At 50.7% G+C, this 21,129-nt stretch carries 15 protein-coding genes and 1 pseudogene; 7 read left to right on the top strand and 9 right to left on the bottom strand.

Annotated features, from left to right (window positions below):
- Positions 1-26 precede the first annotated feature (26 nt).
- The 5 genes from RRF56_RS05950 to RRF56_RS05930 all read left to right on the top strand — a co-directional run bounded on the left by RRF56_RS05950 (position 27) and on the right by RRF56_RS05930 (position 1,980).
- Positions 27-320, top strand: a complete 294-nt coding sequence (locus RRF56_RS05950; RefSeq protein WP_317036717.1) for a nucleotidyltransferase domain-containing protein — start codon at positions 27-29, stop codon at positions 318-320.
- A complete protein-coding gene (locus tag RRF56_RS05945; protein WP_317036716.1) occupies positions 317-715 on the top strand; it encodes a HEPN domain-containing protein in 399 nt (132 codons plus the stop codon). Before RRF56_RS05950 ends, RRF56_RS05945 begins: the two co-directional genes overlap by 4 nt.
- Complete coding sequence (locus RRF56_RS05940; RefSeq protein WP_317036715.1) at positions 712-1,290, top strand: AAA family ATPase; 579 nt, start codon at positions 712-714, stop codon at positions 1,288-1,290. The genes RRF56_RS05945 and RRF56_RS05940 overlap by 4 nt, the downstream gene beginning before the upstream one ends.
- A 104-nt stretch (positions 1,291-1,394) precedes the next feature.
- Complete coding sequence (locus RRF56_RS05935; protein ID WP_317036714.1) at positions 1,395-1,694, top strand: nucleotidyltransferase family protein; 300 nt, start codon at positions 1,395-1,397, stop codon at positions 1,692-1,694.
- Positions 1,678-1,980, top strand: coding sequence for a DUF86 domain-containing protein (locus RRF56_RS05930; RefSeq protein WP_317036713.1), 303 nt, complete (start codon positions 1,678-1,680; stop codon positions 1,978-1,980). Before RRF56_RS05935 ends, RRF56_RS05930 begins: the two co-directional genes overlap by 17 nt.
- A 210-nt stretch (positions 1,981-2,190) precedes the next feature.
- On the opposite strand, the gene RRF56_RS05925 is transcribed toward RRF56_RS05930, so the two are convergent.
- Both RRF56_RS05925 and RRF56_RS26370 read right to left on the bottom strand, forming a co-directional pair.
- On the bottom strand, positions 2,191-3,498 hold the full coding sequence (locus RRF56_RS05925) for a C1 family peptidase (protein ID WP_317036712.1): 1,308 nt from the start codon (positions 3,496-3,498) through the stop codon (positions 2,191-2,193).
- Positions 3,499-3,637: 139 nt separating this feature from the next.
- Positions 3,638-4,240: pseudogene (locus tag RRF56_RS26370) on the bottom strand (hypothetical protein).
- A 289-nt stretch (positions 4,241-4,529) separates the two neighbouring features.
- Between RRF56_RS26370 and RRF56_RS05910 the strand changes: the two are divergent.
- Both RRF56_RS05910 and RRF56_RS05905 read left to right on the top strand, forming a co-directional pair.
- Complete coding sequence (locus RRF56_RS05910) at positions 4,530-4,769, top strand: hypothetical protein (protein ID WP_317036709.1); 240 nt, start codon at positions 4,530-4,532, stop codon at positions 4,767-4,769.
- A gap of 9 nt (positions 4,770-4,778) precedes the next feature.
- On the top strand, positions 4,779-5,102 hold the full coding sequence (locus RRF56_RS05905) for a hypothetical protein (protein ID WP_317036708.1): 324 nt from the start codon (positions 4,779-4,781) through the stop codon (positions 5,100-5,102).
- Positions 5,103-5,313: 211 nt separating this feature from the next.
- Here the strand turns inward: RRF56_RS05905 and RRF56_RS05900 are convergent, their stop codons facing one another.
- From RRF56_RS05900 to RRF56_RS05870, 7 genes are all read right to left on the bottom strand, one after another.
- Positions 5,314-6,426, bottom strand: coding sequence for a response regulator (locus tag RRF56_RS05900; protein WP_317036707.1), 1,113 nt, complete (start codon positions 6,424-6,426; stop codon positions 5,314-5,316).
- Between the two features lie 63 nt (positions 6,427-6,489).
- Entirely contained in the window at positions 6,490-9,642 is a 3,153-nt protein-coding gene (locus tag RRF56_RS05895) for a CHASE2 domain-containing protein (RefSeq protein ID WP_317036706.1), read from the bottom strand.
- A 116-nt stretch (positions 9,643-9,758) separates the two neighbouring features.
- Positions 9,759-11,369: a hybrid sensor histidine kinase/response regulator gene (locus RRF56_RS05890; protein WP_317036705.1), complete on the bottom strand. Its 1,611-nt coding sequence runs from the start codon at positions 11,367-11,369 to the stop codon at positions 9,759-9,761.
- A 420-nt stretch (positions 11,370-11,789) separates the two neighbouring features.
- Positions 11,790-12,170, bottom strand: a complete 381-nt coding sequence (locus RRF56_RS05885) for a response regulator (protein WP_317036704.1) — start codon at positions 12,168-12,170, stop codon at positions 11,790-11,792.
- Between the two features lie 180 nt (positions 12,171-12,350).
- A complete protein-coding gene (locus RRF56_RS05880; RefSeq protein ID WP_317036703.1) occupies positions 12,351-16,952 on the bottom strand; it encodes a PAS domain S-box protein in 4,602 nt (1,533 codons plus the stop codon).
- Positions 16,953-17,389: 437 nt separating this feature from the next.
- Positions 17,390-19,519 carry an EAL domain-containing protein gene (locus tag RRF56_RS05875; protein WP_317036702.1) on the bottom strand — a complete coding sequence of 710 codons (2,130 nt, stop codon included), beginning with the start codon at positions 19,517-19,519 and terminating at the stop codon, positions 17,390-17,392.
- Between the two features lie 130 nt (positions 19,520-19,649).
- Entirely contained in the window at positions 19,650-20,792 is a 1,143-nt protein-coding gene (locus RRF56_RS05870; protein ID WP_317036701.1) for an EAL domain-containing protein, read from the bottom strand.
- Positions 20,793-21,129: the final 337 nt, after the last annotated feature.

Here is a 21,129-nt window from a genome sequence, read left to right as displayed (position 1 = left end):
TGCTGTCAGCACACGACCAAAAGATTTTGACAGAATTTGCCAGCAAAATCCGTGCCCAATTTCCCCATGCCAGCATTTGGGCGTTTGGCTCACGGGCCAAAGGCAGCGCCCAGCCCGATTCAGACTTTGATATTTGTGTCGTTGTAGATAAATTAGACCGCACCATTTGGAAAGCCATTAGCGATATAGCGTGGGAAGTTGGCTTTTACCATGACGTGGTTATTACCACAGTCAAATATTCCCGCCAGCAGTTTGAGGCCAGCCCTTATACAGCCAGCCCTCTCGTTCACAACATCCTCGCAGAAGGTATTGCTGCATGAGCCAGTCAGACGATATTGGTGCTCTGGTTAAAGCGCGACTTCAGCAGGCTCAAAATGCCCTAGACGCTGGGCAGCTTTTGTTTGAGCAAGACCTTTATTCTGACTCCATCAATCGTTGCTACTACGCCATGTTTTATGCTGTCTTGGCACTGCTCGTCACACGACAGCTTGGCACGTCAAAGCACAAAGGGGCAATTTCTTTATTTGATCGTGAGTTTGTCAAGACAGGAATTTTTAGCAAAGAAATGTCTATGTGGCTGCATCATACCTTTGAGCAGCGACTAGAGGCCGACTATGCCGATCTGATCGAGTCTTCTATAGAAGCAGCCAATGAGTGCTATGTGCAGGCTGAAAATTTTGTGCGCCAAGTGAGGGAGTACTTACAAACCCTATGATTTTCCTCGATCTCACCCTGCAAAACTTCGGCCCCTACGGCGGGCGGCACCGGCTCAACCTGCGACCCCACACCGTAGGCAATGCCCACCGCCCCATCATCCTCATCGGCGGGCTCAACGGCGGCGGCAAAACCACCCTCATGGATGCCCTGCGCCTCGTCCTCTACGGTCAACGCGCCCAATGCTCCAACCGGGGCACCCTCGCCTACGCCGACTTTCTCAACCAAATCAACCAGGCGATCGATCGCACCAAAAAAGACCTAGCCACCTACAGCCAACTCGCCATCGACCTCAAAAACACCGATCACCTACTCCAGTCCGCCGCCAAAGTAAAACAAACACTGGCCATCTTTAAACAAAAACTCAAACTCCACAAACTCAACCACCTCGAAGACCTCGTCACCAAACACTTCCTCTACCTACTCCGCAAACCCGACTTCGTCCACCGAGTGCAGATCGACACCGACACCCTTCGCCTCAGCCTCTACGACCACAACGGCGATCTGATCTTTCCTAAGCTAGCCACCAGGTCATCCTGCTTTCCACCGACACCGAGATTCGCGCCGAAGAAGTAGAGCGGTTACGGGGGCAGGGGCGATCGCGCGCGACTATACTTTGGAGTACGATCCAAAGCAAAGACAGACTTCGATAGCACCAGGCTATTTTTGGTAGCTCAGTCATGCAAATCGAACTTCCCCAAATGGCCATCAGGCGCTTTTGTCAACACCACCATATTCGTAAGCTATCGGTATTTGGTTCTGTGCTCCGGAAGGATTTTCAGCCAGAGAGAGCTGTCGATTTCTTAGTTGAGTTTGATCCGAACCATATCCCTGGCCTTATTCGCCTAGCAGGCATTGAGCTAGAGCTGTCCGAAATCATTCATCGCAAAGCCGACCTGCGCACCCCAAAAGACCTCAGTCAATATTTTAGAGAGCAGGTTCTCCAGACCGCCGTGGTGCAGTATGACAGCGCTCAATGACGATATTCGGCTTAGGCACATGCTCGACGCCGCGAAACAAGCGCTAACCTTCATGGAAGGCAAAAGCAATGTCTCCCTTGATGCTGATGCCATGCTATTACTAGCGGTAGTGAAAGCCATTGAAATCGTTGGCGAAGCTGCCGCTAAGATCACCAAAGAACGCCAAGCCACCATTCCGCAGATCCCCTGGCCCCAAATTATCAGAATGCGTAACCGGCTCACCCATACGCCAAGTTCGCCAAGCTCAGCCAGCAGGAGCAAAAGTGGGACCTACTGGAGGATGTGAAAGCCATTTTCGACCGGCGCGGCTGGGAGCAGTGCTTACTTGATCACGGGGTAGATTCGCGCGGATACCGAGTGGTGCGGCGGAAGGCAGCAGATTAATCGTTGAATCAGGGTTTCTCAATGCGAATTCAGGATTAGGCACCTACCGAGCCCACCCTCCTTTTGCTAAGGAACGGCTACCATTTCAGCAACGTCGCGGAATTTAGACAAACTATTCTTCCTCGCTGTAGTCTTCATCCTCATACTCTTCCTCATCTTCAAACTCTTCGCCTTCCGATTCTTCGGCTTCTTCAGATTCCTCTTCGTCCTCAGCACAATCTTCCTCTGATTCCTCGTCTTCGTACTCCTCTTCCTCCGATTCCTCGTCTTCGTACCCTTCGTCTTCAGATTCTTCCTCTTCCGACTCATCGTTTTCGCTACTGCCGTAGCTGAAGCCGTAGGATTCATCGGCGGCGTATTCTTGGCAGAGGGCATCTAGCTCGGCGACAAATTCGGTGCCGTCTTCAACGCTAAGGTCAAAGTTGAGAATATTGAGCAAATAGGGGCTGCCTTCGTCTTCCTCATACCCGTAGTCAAAGTAGTAGTTGTCTTCGCTTTCGACGTAGGTTAGACAGAGGGCCTCAAGCGCCTCTGTAAAGCCCTCGGGGTCTTCGGTGTGGATATAAAAGTCGTACAGCAAGAGTGAGCAGTCGTCGGCGAAGAAGGACTCGTCGTCTTCCCAAACGTCGGCACTAAAGTCGAGATCGCTGAGCGATTTTATAATCCATGAATCGTGACCGTTGTAGTCGTCGTGGATGACGTAGTCGTAGGGAACATAGCAGTAGCCGCGATCGCCCCACTCTGACCCCCAAGAGTTGCGCACAATAAAAAAGCGGTCTTTATCGGAGTAGCCAACGCACAGCATGGCGTGCCAGCCGTGAGTTTCGCGCACATTGTCAGAGCGTTTGGGCTGGGGCACTCGGCCTTTGTTGCGGGTGGCTTCGTCAAACGACTCAAAGGTGTTGAGGGCAAAGGCGATCGGGTAGCCTTCGGCCAGCGTATGCCGCCAGAGGTCTAGATCCGTATCAATAGCCTCAGCTTCAATAATTTTGAAATTGGCGGCGTGGTCGTAGGCGCCAGTATCCGGCTCGGTAAAGATCAGCTCTTCGTCATTGGGCCAGAGGTCTTCGGAGCAGGCGCCGTGCTGCATCAGGGTTTCGATCGCACAGTACATTTGGGTGCCACCGTCTTCGTTGTGACTGCCGGTCTGCGATCGCGCGTTGTAGTACACAAATAGACGACTTACGTCGGCGGCATCGCCCAGGTCGCGCTTGGCCAGATACTCGTAGGCCCCCACAAAGGCATTGGCTACGCAACTGTTGCCCACCTGCTCCTCCACCTCGGTCATGTGCCCGCGCAAATCAACTCGACCCGGTAGCTGCTCTTTCTCAAATCGCCCCACCTGGTGATGCTTAACGTTGTCTGGTTTTTGCCCCGCCTGGTAACCGCCAATGCGAAACTTTCGGTTCTGCGTAAACATGCTGGCCTTCCGGGATAACCCTTTCAGAGTTCCCAGGGTAGATCCGGCGACAGCAACATAACCGCAGGAGTTAACAGAATCAACATGCTGAATGGGCGACGATCGGGGGTGTGGGCACGGCGATCGTCGGGTTGGCCCTTTAAGCACCGGAGTTTACGGAATACCGGATGGGTGTTCCCTTGGGGGTAAATGTCCAAATATCCCGCTTGTGTTGGGGGCCGTAGCTGATGTGGATAGGGCGATCTGCTCCATAGAAGTAGAGGGAGTCAAACGGCAGTCCCTGGGTCACAATCCAGGCCACCAGTTCATCACTGGGCAGGTCGAGAATACGGAAATCACAGGCGGCCCCCAGGCGATTCGCGAAGCGATCCCTATGGGAATCGCAGTAGTACCGCCCATTCCGATTCACCTCATGGGCCATGTGCTGATCCAGACTGGGGGTAGCGATACCGTGCTTTTTCCTTGTCAGCGGGTCTTTCTTCGCCAGCCACCGCTTCAGATCTATTGAGCAAAAGCCGTAGGTGAGCTAAAAGCGTTGGCGTAGCCTCTCCGAGGGAGAATCGCGCCCAAATGCTTCAATCACTGGATCCACAAGGTGCTGACACAGCGCCTCTAGAGCTGGCATCGTCTCATCCAGATTCTTAGGAAACGGGTCAATCTGATCTGCGTACCGCTGGTAGGTCTGGGTACAGGTGCAGAACTCCACCAGCGTCAAATATTTCCCCAGAGTTGGTCTTGGCATATCAAACCTACTATTCCTGCCAAGCAGAGGCTACACCGAAGATTCTCTTGCCACCCCCCAAGAGTCTTACTTACGATTAAGATGGCTTATCGAGTCTATTGCTTGTATCCTGGCAGCTGCCTGCCCCACGGTATACAACTTTATTTTTCAGAATAGATCGCCCAAAATTACTTCAACTCTGAGCAGTATACAACTTTAAAAATTCTTGCCTTCAAAAAGAGTATGAGAAATCAATGGTTTCAGGGTTTTCTAGTATAGAAGTTTATTTTGTGTTTACACCCGTTTAGCCATGCCAACTCAACCTGAAACTAGACCTCTCGGCGAACTGTTGCGGCGGGCAGGATTGCTCTCTCAGGCCCAGCTTGAGGTGGTGCTTCAAGATCAGCAATGGCAGCCTGATCTGAGACTTGGCGACATTCTTGAGCTGCGCGGGTGGGTCAAGCGCGACGCCATTGAGTTTTTTGCTGAACAGTGGCCAAAGCTCGCTACGGGCAGCCGAAACAGCCCCATTGGCTATTACTTTCAGTAGGCGGGGCTGTTGGACTCGCAACAGATAGACGCTCTGCTGAAGGAACAGAAGCAGGCGGGGTTGAGAATTGGGGCGCTGGCGGTTTTACGCGGCTGGCTCTCTCAAGAGACCCTAGATTGGTTTCTGCGATCGCTGGCACCGGAGGAGTCTACGTCGTCGGCTTTTATCAAGCGGAAGCAACCGAATGGGGGCGATCGCACCAGCCAAGCCGCTCAGCCTCACTCAGCACCGGAGGTGGCTCGGGCACAACCCCGCCTGCCAAAGCCAACTCCAGGTCTGCCAACCGAAGCGTTAACCGAACCCAAAGCGGATGATATCTTCTGGGTTGATTAACACGGCGGCTAAACCATGGGCGTGGTAGCCCTTTCCTGATGACTCCAGAGCCGCTGGAGCAGACAACGATTGCCCTTAAGACTAAATCCTATTTGGTTACCCCCGGTTCAGCAGGGCGCATGCCATGTGCCCCTACGAATTGGCCTTTTGGGAATCGGGGTTTTGCAGGTCAAATTTGGTCTGGCTGCTGGATTTTATCGATCGCTTGAGGTTAAGAACCTTTAATCGTGAAATGAAACGTGGTGCCTTTACCCAGCTGTGATGTGGCCCACAATTTGCCACCATGATTCTCGACAATTTTTTTGCAGGTGGCTAAGCCAATACCCGTGCCGGGATAGATTTTTGCAGCCTTATCGCGATGAAAAATATCAAAAACTTTTTCGAGATCTTGTGAGTCAATCCCAATGCCGTTGTCATGAATTTCGAACAACCAGTATTTTTTTTGCTGAGCAGCAGATATTCTAATCTCAGGAGTCACACCGGGACTAACAAACTTGATGGCATTATCGATGAGGTTTTGCATCAGCTGGACCAGCTGCATTTCATATCCCACCACTAGGGGAAGTGGATCACAGGTTAGAGCAGCCTGATTCTTGATAATCGTGCTGTTCAGATTGTCTAGAACTTGATTAAACACGGCATTAAGATCAACCGGCTTCATCTCCTGGTTTTGGGAGCCTACCTTAGAGTAAGACAGCAAATCTTGAATTAGATGCTGCATGCGATCGCCCGATTTTTGCACCCGACTGAGGTAGTCAATGGCCATTTCATCAAAGTCGTTTTCATACTTTAGCAGCAAGACTTTGACAAAACCGGTAATGCTCTGTAGCGGTTGCTGAAGGTCGTGGGAGACCACGTAGGCAAATTGCTGAAGCTCTCGATTAGAACGCACTAATTCTTGATTGTGCTCTAAGAGCTGTTGCTTGAGTCGTTGAATACAGAGCTGATGCTCAATGCGAGCCAAGACCTCCATTTCTTGAAAAGGCTTAGTAATGTAATCTACCCCGCCTACGGCAAAGGCTTTAACTTTATCTAGAGCATCATCTAACGCGCTAATAAAAATAACTGGCACATCGCAGGTGTTAGGGTCGGCCTTTAACTGTTGGCAAACGGCATAGCCGTCCATGCCCGGCATCTTAATATCGAGCAAAATTAAATCAGGTGGGTCTGACTGCACCGATGCGATCGCTCGTGGGCCATTCAAAGCCTTCCGAACCTCATAGCCCTGGTGAGTGAGCATGGCCGATAGCACCCGTAAATTGTCGGGGGTATCATCTACTAATAAAATGTCTTCTTGTAGATCGCCTGCTGAATAGTTGACCATGCTATGACTTTGAGTTAGATAAAGAATTAAAAGTTGTTTTTAATCAAAATTTTTAAGTTTTGGCTAGTTTAACTTTGATTTAGTGAGTTGAATGATTTCGTCAAAATTAAAATTTTCTATCCAATGGATAAGGGTTTTTGCCATGTCATCATGCTCTTTAGGAATCTCTGAAACTAGCTTGAGCATAAGCCGATCGGCTCCCTTGATTGTTAGATCATGCAGTTGTTGAATCCAGGTTCTTGGCATTTGTGAAAGCGCTTCTTCAACGGCCTCAGGTGATAGCAGCGTTGAGTGAGTGAAGGAAGACTGAACTTCTGTTGCTATGTCTTGATTTTTGTAAAGATACTGCACATTCAAATGTTCAGCTATTTTGGCTAATAGAAGGCTTTCTTGAATCGGTTTGCGCAAAAAATCATCACAGCCGATTGCGATCGCATTGGCTTTGGTTTCCTCAAACGGGCTGGCGGTGAGGGCAATGATCTTGGTGCGAACGAAGGCAAGGGCAGATAGGGATGACATCTCTAGATAGGCTCTATTCTCGTCCCGCTGGATGGTTGTCACGTCAGCTTGGTTATTATCTATCCCTCTACTGTACTCAATAGCGCGGATAGTTTGAGTTGCCTTAATGCCGTCCATCACCGGCATTCGCAGATCCATTAAGATTAAGTGAGGATGCCATTGCTTCCAAAGGTTAATGCCAGCTTGACCATCCTTGGCATGGCATAGGTCAAAACCCAGAGGCTCAAGCAGTTTGACCAAGATCTGACTATTCTCCCACAGGTCTTCAACGATCAGAATGCGATAAGTGGGTTGACCAGGGGCCAGGGCGATCACCCGTTTGTTAGAAACCTGGTCTGCTGGGTGGGGAGCCTTAGCCAGATCAACCTGGATGTGAAATTTGAAGACGCTTCCTTGGTTAGGGATGCTGTGTACGGTAATATCCCCCCCCATGAGGCGCACAAAGGTCTGGCTGATGGCCAGGCCCAGGCCAGCACCGCCGTGGGTTAGCTGATCTGGGTTGACCTGGGTAAAGGGGTGAAATAACTGCTCAAGGGCCTCAGCTGCAATGCCTATACCGGTGTCCTCGACCTCAAAAACTAGAGTCATAGGCGAGGTAGAGGGTGAAGACTTTGTCGGTCTAACCCGCAGGGTGATGCGTCCAACTTCAGTAAATTTGATGGCGTTGCCGAGCAGATTCAATAGAATCTGACGTAGTTTCCCTTCGTCGGTAGCAATGTAACGCGGGACATTGGCGGCCGGTTCAAAGGCCAAGTTTAGGTGTTTGGCCTGGGCTTTTGCACTGACCATGACCTCTAGGTCATTTAACAGGTGAAACAGATCAAATCTGGTTTTATTGAGTTGAATTCTGCCCGCCTCAATTTTAGAAATTTCTAAAACGTCGTTAATCATGCTCAATAGATGCTGGCCGCTGCGATTAATAATTTTGAGGTGGGTGCGGTGGTCAATGGACAGCGCCTGATCGTGGCTAATCACTTGGGTAAAACCCAGAATGACGTTGAGTGGGGTGCGAAGCTCATGGCTCATGTGGGCTAAAAAATCGCCTTTAGCGCGACTGGCTGCCGCACTGCGCTCGGCCTCCCGCAGGGCAGCTTCTTTGGCCTCTTGTAGGGCGGCCTCGGCCTGTTTGTGGTTAGTAATTTCTTCTAAGATCAGCAAAAAACTAGGGTTGGAGGCGTTGCCCGTAAAGGGGTGCAGGGCACTTTGGGAGGGTAAGGGCTGAAGAATTAGATCAAACCAGCGATCGCTCCGGTGTAGATCGCTATAGCGGACGCTGTTGCCGAAGCCTAACTTGTCGAGACTGGTTTGCCACTGAGTTGCACTCAGCCAGTGGGGCACGACCGCCGGATGAATTAGGCTGCCCACGGTCGTCTGAAACAGCTGAGTGGCAACGGGGTTGCAGAACCAGATCAGGCCCTCTCCATCTACGGCCATTAGGCCCATCGGCAAACTGCGGGCGATCGCAATTTGCATCGCCTGAGATCGCCCTAGCTGTTGGGCCAGATCGGCTAGTTGGGCTACCTGAGACAGCGCACCTTTGGGTCGGGGGGGCTTTTGGGTAGATGTCCAGCCTGCCTGGGTATCGGCGGGCAGGTCTTGGTGATAGTGGTGCCAGAGGTAAGTCACCTGACGCCGCAGTAGGTAGTCTTCGCGGAGGCGATCGCAGAGGGCAACCGTAGCCGCAGTCAGGATAAATAGACTGATGGGAGCGGCCGTGGGTAGCCAGTAGTTAGCGTGAAACAGCAATAGGCTGAGCAGTCCCCACCCGCCGCATAGACCGACCATGGCCAACAGCTGTTGGCGGGTATTCCAGCCTGTCAGCAGCCAGCTAACGCTGGGCGCACTGAGCAGTAAGAGCAGCCAAAATTGCAGGCTACCCAAAGGGCGCAGCGCACTGTTTTGTAGTAGGTTATCGATTGCGGTGGCATGAAGGTATAGCCCACTGGTCGGCGGGTTGCGATCAAAGGGGTTGACGAGGGGGTCGAGTCCCGCCGCCGTTGCGCCGACTAGCACGATTTTGTTACGAAAGACTTGGGCATCAATGCGGCCTCGCAGCACATCGATAAATGAATAGGTGTCAATCTGGGCAGCGGGGCCAGGCCAGTTGAGCCAGAGGGGGGCCGCCATATCGGGAAGAAAAACCGAGCCCGCCACTAGGTTGTAGGCTTGGATTGCCGCAAACCCTAAGGCTGGCTGGCTCTGTAGCAGAGGATTGACTTGACGCACTAACCCGTCGGTGTCTTCCTGCCGCAAAATGTGACCCGTGGCGATCGCCGATTGATCTAAAATGGGCACCGGCTTGAGCATGTCTCCTTCGGCATCCCAGGCCTGGGCCAGCACCGTAGCCCCCTGCCGTTGGATGGCCTGGGCTAATGCCGCATCATCGGGGCTGGGTTCTGACCACAGCAGGTTCATCACCACCACACTGACCCGGTAGGTCGTGAGTTGATCGAGCAACTGCGTATAGTAGTGGCGTGGCCAGGGGAAACGCCCTAACTCTCTCAGGCTGACATCGTCAATGGCGATGATCACGACGCGCTCATCGACGGGCACCGGGCCGCGCAGGTCAAAGAGGCAACGGTAAGCTATCTGCTCTAGGGACTGAAAAATCTGTACCTGAAGCAATAATGCGATCGCTGTGGCCGCGATCGCACCTGAAAGTAGCCGCCATAGATGCTGACTAAGTCGCTTAGTCATAGGCAGCGTCCTGGGTTAGGGCTAAAACATCACTGGGCGAACTATCCATGGGTAGGCATTGCAGGCTTTGGCAAACAATAACTCTATTAAGCAACGTTCCTATTGAAGATGCGGTCTTAGCCTTTGGGGTCTGTCGCCATGAACCCATAGTTAGAAGTTACGTTAGAACCCTCCAAAATCCGTTGAGTAATCGTAATAATTTGGTCAAACTGAAAATTTCGATTCCATTCTGAAAGTGCAGCAACTAGAGATGATTGAGTGCCTGGAATATCCTGAATTAGCTTGGCAATTTGGTGGTCGGATCCTTGAATGGCAGCTCTATTGAGCCGGTTGACCCAGGCTGTCGACAATCCTTCCCCTAATGTTTTAATTATCATACCTTCAACGTCACTAGGCGAGACTACAGGGTTTTTTGGGAAAACATTGCTGTAAGTCCCTAGCTCTATGGGTTGAACCTGCACTTCTGGAGCTAGTTCTAAGGGCACTACTTCAACGGGAACATAGAAACGCACGTTTGTCCCCTGGCCGGGAGTACTCGACAGCGTTATATTGCCGCCGATTGCCTGAAGATATTGATGGCTGATATAGAGGCCAAGACCGACCCCACGCTCTGATCGTTGTCCTGACTCAGTTTGTGAAAAAGCTTGAAAAAGACGGCTCATCTCGTAGTCAGCGATTCCAGAACCAGTGTCTTCAATTTCAAAAAACAGAAGGATGGGGTTGTGTCTTGCTCCCTTTTTAGTGCAATCAAGAGGAGGCAATTTTCCCCAGCCGCTATCCTCGGTCATCACCCGCAGACTGACCTGTCCTGAATCCGTAAACTGCACGGAATTCTTTAGAAGCTGTAGCACAATTTGGCGCAACTTGCTGACATCTGCTCGAATAAGTCTAGGTACGCTGGAGCTGAGGGAAAGATCGAAATTAAGCCCCTTTTTCTGAGCCTGAAACTGCCAATCTGACGCTATAGATTTTAAGAATGAATATAGGTCAAAGGTCTGCTCACTGAGAGAAATTTGATTGGATTCTCCTTTGGTGATGCTTAAAATTTGGTTGATAATTTGTAGAAGAAGACGAGCGCTCTGATAAATACTTTTAACATAGTCTTTATGCTCTGGAGAAAGAGCTAAGCTGTTATTCATTAGCCCAGAAAACCCTAATATGCTGTTTAAAGGGGTCCGAAGCTCGTGGCTCATGCGAGCTATAAAATTGCTTTTTGCATGATTGGCGATTTCGGCAGCCTCTTTAGCATCCTGTAAGGCTGATTCAGTCTTTTTGTGGGCCTCAATTTCCTGTTTCAACTTTTGGTTTTGCGTTGCCAGCTGATGTTGTAACCGTTGGATAGTGAGCTGGTTGGCAATTCGCGCTAATATTTCCTCCGTATGAAAAGGCTTGGTGACGTAGTCAGCACCCCCCATTTGAAAGGCCTTAACTTTGTCTACTACATTGTCAAGCGCACTTAAGAAGATAATAGGAATATCTTTTGTGCTGGGGTTGGCTTTGATTTTTTGGCAGACGGCATACCCATCTAAAACAGGCATGCAAATGTCGAGCAAAATAAGATCTGGCGGACAAGAGTTAATGCTGAGCAGAGCCATTTCGCCATTGGTAACACAGCGAACCTTATAGCCTATATTAGTCAGGCTAGTAGATAAAACTCGTAGATTGTCAGGGGAATCATCTACGATCAGAATGTTGCCACTGTAGTTGCTCTCTGCGCTTGAGTTCATCTGGGTTAGGGTGAGGCTAATATCAGCGGTATGACAAGTTTCTCTAAGCTTAGCTCTCCTGGCAACGGTGGATGAACAACGCAGATAGACCTTGCTGCTAAAATCCTAACCGACTGTGTTTGATGGCTAAATGAACTCCTGTGCCTAAAGCGTAAAGCTCAAATGTGACATCTCTGTGGAGGGTTGCCAGATTTGGGGGTTAATCAAAATGTTGATTGATGGACAAAACCGGTGAAATGTCTACTATAGCTAAAGCCAATCAGGTTAGGCCAAAGCCGTCATTCCTGTGTAGAGCCTGCCCTCGCGAAGGCGTGGAGCGGAAATCCACTAGCCCGTAACTGCTCTCAAATGGGTTTCCGTTATGGCGATATGGCGTAGGCTCGGGGGCGCGACTGATGCTGGGGTTGGCAAGCGTTAGCGCTAGTCGCTATCCCAGTGCAGAGCTGCGGCAATTTGATCCCCTAGTAGGCCGGGGTCAAAGGGTTTGGCCATGATGGCCTGGGCCCCGAGCTCAGCGTATTGTTGATCAGAGACAATACCGCCCGTTGCCGTCAACATGATCACCGGAATGCGCTGAGTCGCCGGGGTTTTTTTGAGGGTGTCAAGGGTGGTCAGGCCATCTACGTCGGGCATGATGACGTCTAGTAAAATGGCATCGGGCTGGTATGCGGTGGCGATCGCCACCCCTTCTTGCCCAGAACAGGCCGTCAGCACTTGCCACTGCTTCGAGATCTGGAGACTGACCTTAGCAATTTCACGAATATCGTCTTCGTCGTCAATCACCAGGATTTGTTTGACCATCGTGCTAGACCGACTCACCACACCTAATTGTCTCTACCGTCTAAGGATACGCTGTCACCCTCGATTATTCCCGGCTCACTGCCCCAACCAACCAAAAGGGTTGCTTTTGTAAACAGGGTTTGGGGCTAGTCGATGGGTTCACGCCAGGTTTGCCAGGGGCGAATTGGGCTCAGTGGTGGTTTAGGCCGTGGCTTCAAGGTGGGGCTGGGTCAGTCGTAAGATTACTTCAAACTTGTACTCCTCCAGACATCGACTGAGGCGATTGATCAACTCAGTATGCTCAGCCGGAATTTGCTGAATGAGTCGAGCCGTATCGTAGCTATCGCAGAGTAACGCCGTCTGATAAAGAGCGGCGATCCAGTCGGGTGGCATGACTTGAAGGGCACTGGCGTCGAGGCGAGAGGAGATTTGAGGTTCTGGTGATTCGGCGTGGCGATATTGCAGGCCCAGGTGGTCGGTTATTTTGCCCAGCAACTGATCAAGCTGAACGGGTTTGCTCAAAAAGTCATCGCAGCCTGCGGCAAAGGCCTGGCTGCGCTCATCGTTAGAAGCCTGGGCTGTCAGAGCGATGATGATGGGGTCAGGAAGGCCGCTAGCCTTCGCCTCTGACCGAATGCGGCGGGTCGTGTCACAGCCATCTTGGTCTGGCATGCGTAGATCCATCCAGATCAGGTGGGGCTGCCACTGCCGCCAGCGGGCGATTGCCTCGGCTCCACTGCTAGCCTCTTCTACCACCAGCCCAATTTGGGAGAGGGCCGCCACTAGCAAATAGCGGTTTTCGGGCTGGTCGTCCACAACTAAAATGCGGTAGGTGGGCTGCCCTGGGGCCAGGCCAATCACTGGACCGAGATCGTTGTCTAGGGCGACATCTTCGGCCCTGCCCAGCGCAAAGGGCAGCGAGAAACAAAAGGTGCTGCCCTGGCCTTGAGTGCTTCTAACGGTCAGTTCACCCCCCATTAAGTGCACTAGACTGCGGCTGATCGTCAGCCCCAGGCCGGTACCTTCTAAAGAAATTTTGCCGGCTTTGGCCTGGGTAAAGGCATCAAAGATCGCTGTGAGTTCAGTGGGAGCGATGCCGATGCCCGTGTCTTCAACGCTAAAGGACAGATGGATGACGGCGTCTGAATCGGGCTCAAACCTGCCGCCATCGGCGGGTAAACGGGCAACCCGTAGAACGATGCTACCTTCTTCGGTAAATTTGACAGCATTGCCCAGCAGATTGATGAGCACTTGACGCAGTTTTTGGGGGTCAACAATGATGTACTGGGGCAGATCGGGTGCTAGCGCCAGGTTGAAGCGGAGATCTTTGTCTTCGGCCTGCTCTTGGAACATGGCTTGGATGTCGTGGAGCAAACTGAAAAGATCGGTGCTTTCGGGCTCAAGGGTGATGCGGTTAGCGGAAATTTTAGACAGATCGAGAATGTCGTTAATCAGGTGCAGAAGATGGTCGCCGCTGCGGTGCATGATGCGGATATAGTCGCGCTGCTGGGCTTGGAGGGAGAGATCGGCGTTTAAGATTTGGGCAAAGCCTAGAATGACGTTGAGGGGGGTGCGCAACTCGTGGCTCATGTTGGCTAAGAACTCATCTTTGAGACGGGTGGCGCGGCTCAACTCTTGGTTGGCAATGGCAAGCTCTTGGTTGCGCTCGGTGAGGGCCTGCTGGGCCTGCTGTCGCTCGGTGAGTTCTGATTGCAACTGCTCAACCAAAATGGACTGCTGAATGGCGATCGCCAACTGGTTGGCCAACTGCTGTCCTAGTTCAATGTCGGTCTCGAGCCATTGGCGAGGGCCACTACACTGATGAATACACAGCAGCCCCCACAGACGATCGCCACAGAGCAACGGTATCACCAGGTTGGCGCGTACCTGAAGCTGGGCTAGAAGCTCGACATAGCAGGGTTCTAAGTCATCTTGGTAGATGTCATTGGCGATAGAGTAGTGACCTTTGGTGTAGAACGCCGCCTGTCTTGCTCCAAAGCAGTGATCGCGAATGGGACTGGCGATCGCAGGTGCGAAGTCATTGACCACAGCCTCGGCCACCAGCTCACCGGCGTTGTAGTCAGCGTGAGAATAAAACTTAAAAATTCCCACCCGGTCAGCCTGGAGACAGGCGCGAATCTCTTGGCAGGCGGTGTTGAAAATAGTTTGAAGATCTAGCGATTGGCGAATGTGCTGGGTGATTTCCCGCAGCAGGGTCTCGCGCTCGGCTTGCAGGCGAATGGTCTGTTCGGCCTGTTTGCGATCGCGAATATCGATCACCACCGCCAAATTGCCGACGATCTGTCCGTCTTCATCGCGCAGCAGAGAAATCATGGTCTCCGTCCAAATCCAGTCGCCATTTTTGTGGCGCTGGCGTCTTTCTAGTCTGAGGTTGTCAATCTCACCGCGCAAAATCTGCGCGACTGGCTCTCGGTACTGGGCGAAATCCTCCGGGTGGATGAGATCTTCGATTGTGAGGGCCAGCAATTCTGCTCTGGAATAGCCCAGCAGATCGCAAAAATACTGATTGGCTTCTGTAAATTGCCCCAGCGTATCGACTTGATTAATTCCTGCTAGAGCCTGGTCAAAAATAGCGCGGAGTCGGGCTTCACTGGCTTGTAGCGCGGCGTTGGCCCATCTCAGATCGCGAATATCTACCACGATCGCCAGATCAGAGACGACCTGCCCGGCTCCATCTCGGATGGCCGACAGCGTCGCTTGAGTCCAGATCCAGTCACCCTGCTTGTGGCGATAGCGCTTCTCGATGGTGACGAATTCTAACTCTCCCGTAAAGAGACGAGATATTGAAGCTGGGTTTAAATCGTCGGGGTGGGTAACATCTCGAAAATTCAGGCTCAGTAACTCAGCTTGGGTGTAGCCCAATAGATCGCAGAAATATTGATTGGCTTGGATGAACTGCCCTGAGGCATCTGCCTGGTTGATGCCCACTGCCGCTTGCTCAAAGATGCCCCGAAACCTAGCCTCACTGGTCTGTAGGGCCTCTGCCGCCCGCTTGCTGTCGCTAATATCGCGATAGATGCCAATAAACCTGACCGGATTGCCCTGCTCGTCCCACTCAATGATTTTTCCCTGCACCGAATTCCATTTATAGCTGCCATCTTGGCAGCGAATGCGGTGGGTGCTTTCATAGATCTCGGTGTGGCCCGCGATATGCTGACTGACATCCGCCTGCAGCTGGGCTTTGTCTTCGGGATGAATCCGGTTGTCCCACTCAGTGATGCTGTTGCTGAGGGGTTCATCTGGATCAAAGCCCAGAAAGGCTTTCCACTGCTTTTCATCAAACACCACCTGATTGGTCTGCATATTCCAGTCCCAGGTGCCGGTGCCGCTGCTGTCGAGAGCTAGCTGTAGCCGCAGTTGGCTGGCTTGGAGGGCTATTTCGCTCAGCTTGCGATCGGTGATGTCGAGGGCAGTCCCAAACAGCCGCACCACTTGGCCGTTGCGATCGCGCTCAACTCTGCCGCGCCCCTCGTGGTAGCGCATAGAGCCGTCAGGCAAGAGTGCCCGATAGTCGAGACGATAGGGTGTTCCGGCTATGGCGGCTTGGTTAACCAACTGCTGCAACAGTTCGACATCGTCGGGATGAATCAATTGCAGGTAGTCGGCATAGGTCGGCTCACCCTGAGCTGGGTCGAGGCCAAACATGTGAAAGAGTTCGGGAGACCAGGTGATTGTTTGGCTGGTCAGATCAAACTCCCAGTTGCCAATGTGGGCGACCTGCTGAGCCTCTAACAGGGCCGCTTGTAGGGTGCTGCGCTCTAGCTCAGCTCGCTTGCGTTCGCTAATGTCTAAAATGATGCCGTGCCAGGCCACCTCACCATTGGGGCGCTGCTCTGGACGAGAGCTGGCTTTAAGCCACTTGGTTTTGCCCGAGGGAGTGATAATCCGCCACTCGCACGTAAACGTTTCCATCGCCGCTAGACTAGCGCTGTAGGCCTTGCGGTACCGCTCTCGATCGTCGGGATGCATTTGCTCAGAGATCAACGATCCGTTCTGTAACAGATCGGCTACCGAAATCTCATGAATCTCCTCAGCCGCCGGGCTCAGGTACTCAAACCGGACAATGCCTGTCGCACCTTCGATCACGGTGTAAATCACCGCCGGAGACGCGGCTACTAGGCGTTGAAAGCGGGTTTCACTGGCGGCCAGCGCCAGTTCGGCCTGCTTGCGATCGTGAATATCTTGCCCTACCGACTGTAGCTCTATCAGGTGGCCTTGTTCGTCATAGAGGGCTTTGTTGGTCCACTTGGTCCACCGGACTTCCCCTTTGGCATATACGCGGTTTTCGACCGTGCTGATCGGGTGATCTGGCGACAGCGCCGCTAGGCATCGATTGATTACCGGCTGATCGGCGGGGTACACCCTAGGCTCATAGCTGCGCCCTTCTAGGTTTGCCCTGGGCAGGCCAAAATAGCGACAGTAGGCATCATTGACAAAAATTATGCTGCCGTCTGGTTTGAAGCGGGCAATCAGCTCTGTTTGCTCTTCTAAGATCGAGAGATAGCGAGCTTCCGCAGACTGAAGGGTGGCGGCGATTGCCTGACCTGGGCCAGTGGCGGCAGCCATCGGCTTTGCAGCAGTGCGTTGGCCAATGGTTAGACTCAGGGCGACTGCCTCTAGGCCAGCACACAGTGCGATCGCCAAAGTGAGACTGCTCTCTGCCGTCGCTAGCGAGTTAACCAGCAGTACTCCAATCAGGCCTGCAACCGCCGCAGCCTGTAGAACCAGGGACAGCAGCAGTGTAGAGCCCACAGAACGGGTTGACTCACGACGTTGACGCACAGCAATGCCTAACTATTGGTTATCCATCAATTATCCCATTGGAGAAATGATGTGAACTTGGAGGAGGGATAGTTTTGGCCATGTGCAGTTTTGCTCAAACCTATAGCCAAGGGCGGCAGATGCGTTTTACTTAACCTTACCCGCTTCACGGCTCTACCTAACACACCTCAGGCATTGTTTTATGGAAGTCTGTGACTCTAATCCGCTAAATAAGACTCTGGCAGTTGCTCTAGATCAGTCGGTTTGGGCTGGCCATCTGAGCCGTGGCCAATCAGCTTTCCTAGGCTACGAGATACGTCGTCAGCGCTAAAGTCACACGTATCCTCAGCTTTAGGACGCCAGCGTTTAGGTATGGAAGAGTTGGATTGGTAACTTGAAATTCTAGACGAGTAACGCATATAAAATCCCCCTGAAAACGTACCAAGCTAGCAATTGTTCTAGTTAGTGTGTGAGATGCACCAATCCTTGGCTTCAGCCTTGATAAGTGGTGTAATCTCTTGGGATGAAACAGGTTTTCCAAAGTAAAATCCTTGCCCATAGTCACAGTTGAATGATCTTAGCCAGGCTACATGGCGGGTGCACTCTATTCCTTCTGCGATCACTTCAACTCCTAGGTTGTGGGCTAGCCCAATGATGGACTGAATAATCGTAAATCCTGTGCTGGTTGCATCATTATCCATGCCATTTATGAATGATTTATCGATTTTGAGAGCATCAATGGGTAAATCATGTAAATAGCTAAGAGATGAATAGCCAGTGCCAAAGTCATCAATGAAAATCTTAATGCCTATTTTTTCTAGCTCCTTGAGGATAGCGATCGAGGATTGAATGTTGGCCATGATAGTAGATTCGGCTATTTCTAGCTTTAGTCTGTGGGCACCAAATTGGTATTTACCCATTACGTGGTAAATAGTATCTAGAAAATCAGGAGCAGAAAATTGGCGCTTGGAAATATTGATACTCAAAAATAGGGGGAAACTATGGGCAAGTTTGCTTTCCCACTCTCTAAGCTGCTTGAGAGATTGCTGTAAAGTCCATTTGCCGATCGCATCCGTTAGCCCGGTTTCTTCAGCTTGCCCAAAAAAATGATGAGGCTCAAGTAGCCCTTTTTGAGGATGAAGCCATCGGATTAAAGCTTCTAGCCCAATCATTTTCTGAGTTTTGAGCTCGAATATGGGTTGATAGTGAAGCACAAATTCTTGGCGCTCAATAGCTCGCTTAAGAGCACTGTCGAGCTGTAAAAACCCCAGCATCTTATCATTATCTGCATGTTCGAAAACAGTGTATTGAGATCGACCAGAAGCTTTTGATCGATACATCGCAATATCGGCATCTTTAATAATTTCTTCGACATTATTATAAACTGTCTTGCTAAAAGCTATGCCAATGCTGGCGCTGGGAAAAATTTCTCTATTTTCTAGCGTGAGCGGTAGAGAGAGCTTTACTTGAATTCTTTCTGCTACTTCAACCGCATCATCAACGGTTTGGATGTCGTGTAGCAAAATAGCAAATTCGTCGCCCCCTAGCCGCGCCACAGTATCCTGAGGTCGAAGGCAGTCTTTGAGCCTGATGGCAACATCAACCAGCAGCTGATCTCCAGCCAGATGACCAAGGCTATCGTTAATTATTTTGAAGCGATCTAGATCAATAAACATTACGGCGAAATTATAGCTTTTCTTTCGCTTCTTTAACGACACAGAAATCGCAACTTTTTCCATGAAAAGATTACGACTGGGAAGCCCGGTAAGACTGTCGTGAGCAGCCTCCATCAGGATTTTTTTCTCTAGTTTTTTCCGCTCGTTTATATTTCGAATGATTACAACTTTTTGGTGATTAAGGCTAGAGTAAATTCTAGCTTCGCAAAACAAAAACTGATTACCTACAGGTAAGGAGGATTCAAATTCTTTGGCAACCTGCGAATTTTCTAATTGGCGAATGTGTTTAAACAAATTAATGGCAAAATTGATTGAAAAACACTCGGCCACAGATTGCCCAAGATGGCGAGAGGATAGCTGTGGTAGCTCAGGATCGGTGGCATTTTGAAATCCTAGTATGTGGCCGTCTGGATCAAGACTAATGATGAGATCGGGAAAGCCAGAAAAAAAGCCAATCTTAGGCTGTGATCCACAGCTTATTGGGGCCGAATTTGAGATAGAAGCTTTGCTTTGAAAAGCGTATTGACCACTATTTTCTTGATCAGCTGTATCAACATCATGAGTTGTTATTTCGGCGCAAACTCCACGACAAAATGTAATTACGTCACCGACGTTAAGTTTTTTCTTTTTAACAATCTTGCCGTTGACCAAAATGCCGTTTTTGCTAGGGCCAAATTCTGGATCGCCATCTACAATGTAGTAGCTACCATCTAGCAAAACTAAGCTGGCATGGGAACGAGACACACCTGGGGAAGACAACCGGATATCTTTGTCTGAGTCGCGCCCAATTGAGTAATAGTTTTTTCCCAGGGTCACTGTGATCTCATCGTTACCATCTTTAATGGTAAGTGTTAGAGCCGTTAGAGTTGACTGGGTTAACGGACAAAGATCATTTTTCTGGGTAGATTTCATTTCGTAGAGCACCGACGGAGACAAAGCTTACCTAATTTTTTATCAAAATGTCTAGGTTTTTTGTAGATCGCAACTCAAGACTGAGGATGTCGGTAGTCGCAGTTTTTAAGTCGAGGCTATGCCTTTATTCCTAGGCTCTAGGGACTGTATCGGCTTTGGGATTTTGGTGGTAATCGCAGGCCGGCATAGAGTTGCCGGCAACGCTAGATCTGTTTTCTAACATCTGTCCCATCAGCATAGACGAGATCGTGATCTCATCCATAGGCCTAGAGAAAAAATATCCCTGCATTTTTTTGCAGCCCAGCTTTTTGAGGCAAAGAAAATCTTCTAAAGTCTCTACTCCTTCAACTATGACATCTAAATTTAGTCTTTGGGCAAGTATCAAAATAGCTTCACTCATGGCCCAATTTTTGCTATGAATAAAGGATCGATCGAGCTTTAGGGTGTCGAAGGGAAGCTCTTGTAGGCGACCTAAGGACGAGTAGCCAGTACCAAAGTCATCAATATAAAGCTGTATGCCAATCTGCTGTAACTGTACTAGAGTCTCTAGTGCTAAACGTTTATTTTCAATCAGAGCGCTTTCAGTGATCTCTAGCTTTAGACTAATGGGAGAGATATGAGTTTGCTTAAGAATCTGATCGATTTGCTCCGGGAGTCCAGGCTGTAATAACTGTAAAGCGGAAAGATTGACACTGATACTAAGGGGAGAAATAGAGGGGAATTCTGTTTGCCATCGCCGTAACTGATGACAGGCTTGCTTTAGTAAAGAGAATCCCATGGCATAGATTAAGCCAGTTTTCTCTGCCAATGGAATAAAAATTTCTGGCGAAATGACACCCCGGGTGCTGTGCTGCCATCGAGCTAAGGCCTCAAAGCCAATAATTTGATTGGTTTCAAGTGAAACAATGGGTTGGTAGAGCAAAAATAGTTCTTCTTGCTCTACTGCTTTGTGTAGGTCATTTTCGAGCTGTAGCAGCTCGATTTTTGAATCAGAAAGCACCGTCAACAGAGGGGTAGGCGTCACCTCTAGGGCATCGGCTAGGCGGACTAGTCGATCGGTGTTGTTGATCGCAATGGCCAGCAGCCGCTGCCCATCATCGGATAGTGCTCCAAAATGCTGACCTCCCAAAAGTTTTAGCGCCCCTTGTATCGATGTCAGTGGGGTTCTCAGTTCGTGGCAGATGCGTAGGGACGAATCGTGGGTGGGATGGATTAAGTCGCGAGTGGCTAAGGTCGTATTGTTAGCGGGCTGAGCTGGAGGAAAAAGAGCCATGAAAATTCTACGCAATGCGACTAAACAAGGAATTAACCAGGGACACTGGAAGAAGTTGGCGGCACGATCGCGTCCTGAAATGGGGGCGTTCGCAGGATGGAGCGGCAGCTTTAGCGATTAACGGGGTCTGGAGTGATCCGATCTGCTGAGGGGAAGGCTTCAGTATCACTCTAGAAAATAAATGTGGCTTTTCTGTGAACACTAAGGGTGGGTCGTTACCGGAACTGTGGCGCTGGGCTGGACCGGTAATGGGCCTAGATCGTGAATCTTGTGCGTTTTCACCGCTAGGGTCGGGAGTAGCAGGGCGACTGATTGCACTCTAGGTGCTTGAGCGGCA

It is taken from the genome of Nodosilinea sp. E11, assembly GCF_032813545.1.
Taxonomy (GTDB): Bacteria; Cyanobacteriota; Cyanobacteriia; order Phormidesmidales; family Phormidesmidaceae; genus Nodosilinea.
Note: the sequence above shows the minus strand (reverse complement) of the source record. Positions and strands in the feature narration are given on the sequence as shown.

What these genes read in the sequence shown, in the direction of transcription:
- RRF56_RS05945 (WP_317036716.1), top strand. Translation starts at nt 317, where the DNA reads ATGAGCCAGTCAGACGATATTGGTGCTCTGGTTAAAGCGCGACTTCAG.
- RRF56_RS05940 (WP_317036715.1), top strand. Translation starts at nt 712, where the DNA reads ATGATTTTCCTCGATCTCACCCTGCAAAACTTCGGCCCCTACGGCGGG.
- RRF56_RS05935 (WP_317036714.1), top strand. Translation starts at nt 1,395, where the DNA reads ATGCAAATCGAACTTCCCCAAATGGCCATCAGGCGCTTTTGTCAACAC.
- RRF56_RS05930 (WP_317036713.1), top strand. Translation starts at nt 1,678, where the DNA reads ATGACAGCGCTCAATGACGATATTCGGCTTAGGCACATGCTCGACGCC.
- RRF56_RS05925 (WP_317036712.1), bottom strand. Translation starts at nt 3,498, where the DNA reads ATGTTTACGCAGAACCGAAAGTTTCGCATTGGCGGTTACCAGGCGGGG.
- RRF56_RS05910 (WP_317036709.1), top strand. Translation starts at nt 4,530, where the DNA reads ATGCCAACTCAACCTGAAACTAGACCTCTCGGCGAACTGTTGCGGCGG.
- RRF56_RS05900 (WP_317036707.1), bottom strand. Translation starts at nt 6,426, where the DNA reads ATGGTCAACTATTCAGCAGGCGATCTACAAGAAGACATTTTATTAGTA.
- RRF56_RS05895 (WP_317036706.1), bottom strand. Translation starts at nt 9,642, where the DNA reads ATGACTAAGCGACTTAGTCAGCATCTATGGCGGCTACTTTCAGGTGCG.
- RRF56_RS05890 (WP_317036705.1), bottom strand. Translation starts at nt 11,369, where the DNA reads ATGAACTCAAGCGCAGAGAGCAACTACAGTGGCAACATTCTGATCGTA.
- RRF56_RS05885 (WP_317036704.1), bottom strand. Translation starts at nt 12,170, where the DNA reads ATGGTCAAACAAATCCTGGTGATTGACGACGAAGACGATATTCGTGAA.
- RRF56_RS05875 (WP_317036702.1), bottom strand. Translation starts at nt 19,519, where the DNA reads ATGAAATCTACCCAGAAAAATGATCTTTGTCCGTTAACCCAGTCAACT.
- RRF56_RS05870 (WP_317036701.1), bottom strand. Translation starts at nt 20,792, where the DNA reads ATGGCTCTTTTTCCTCCAGCTCAGCCCGCTAACAATACGACCTTAGCC.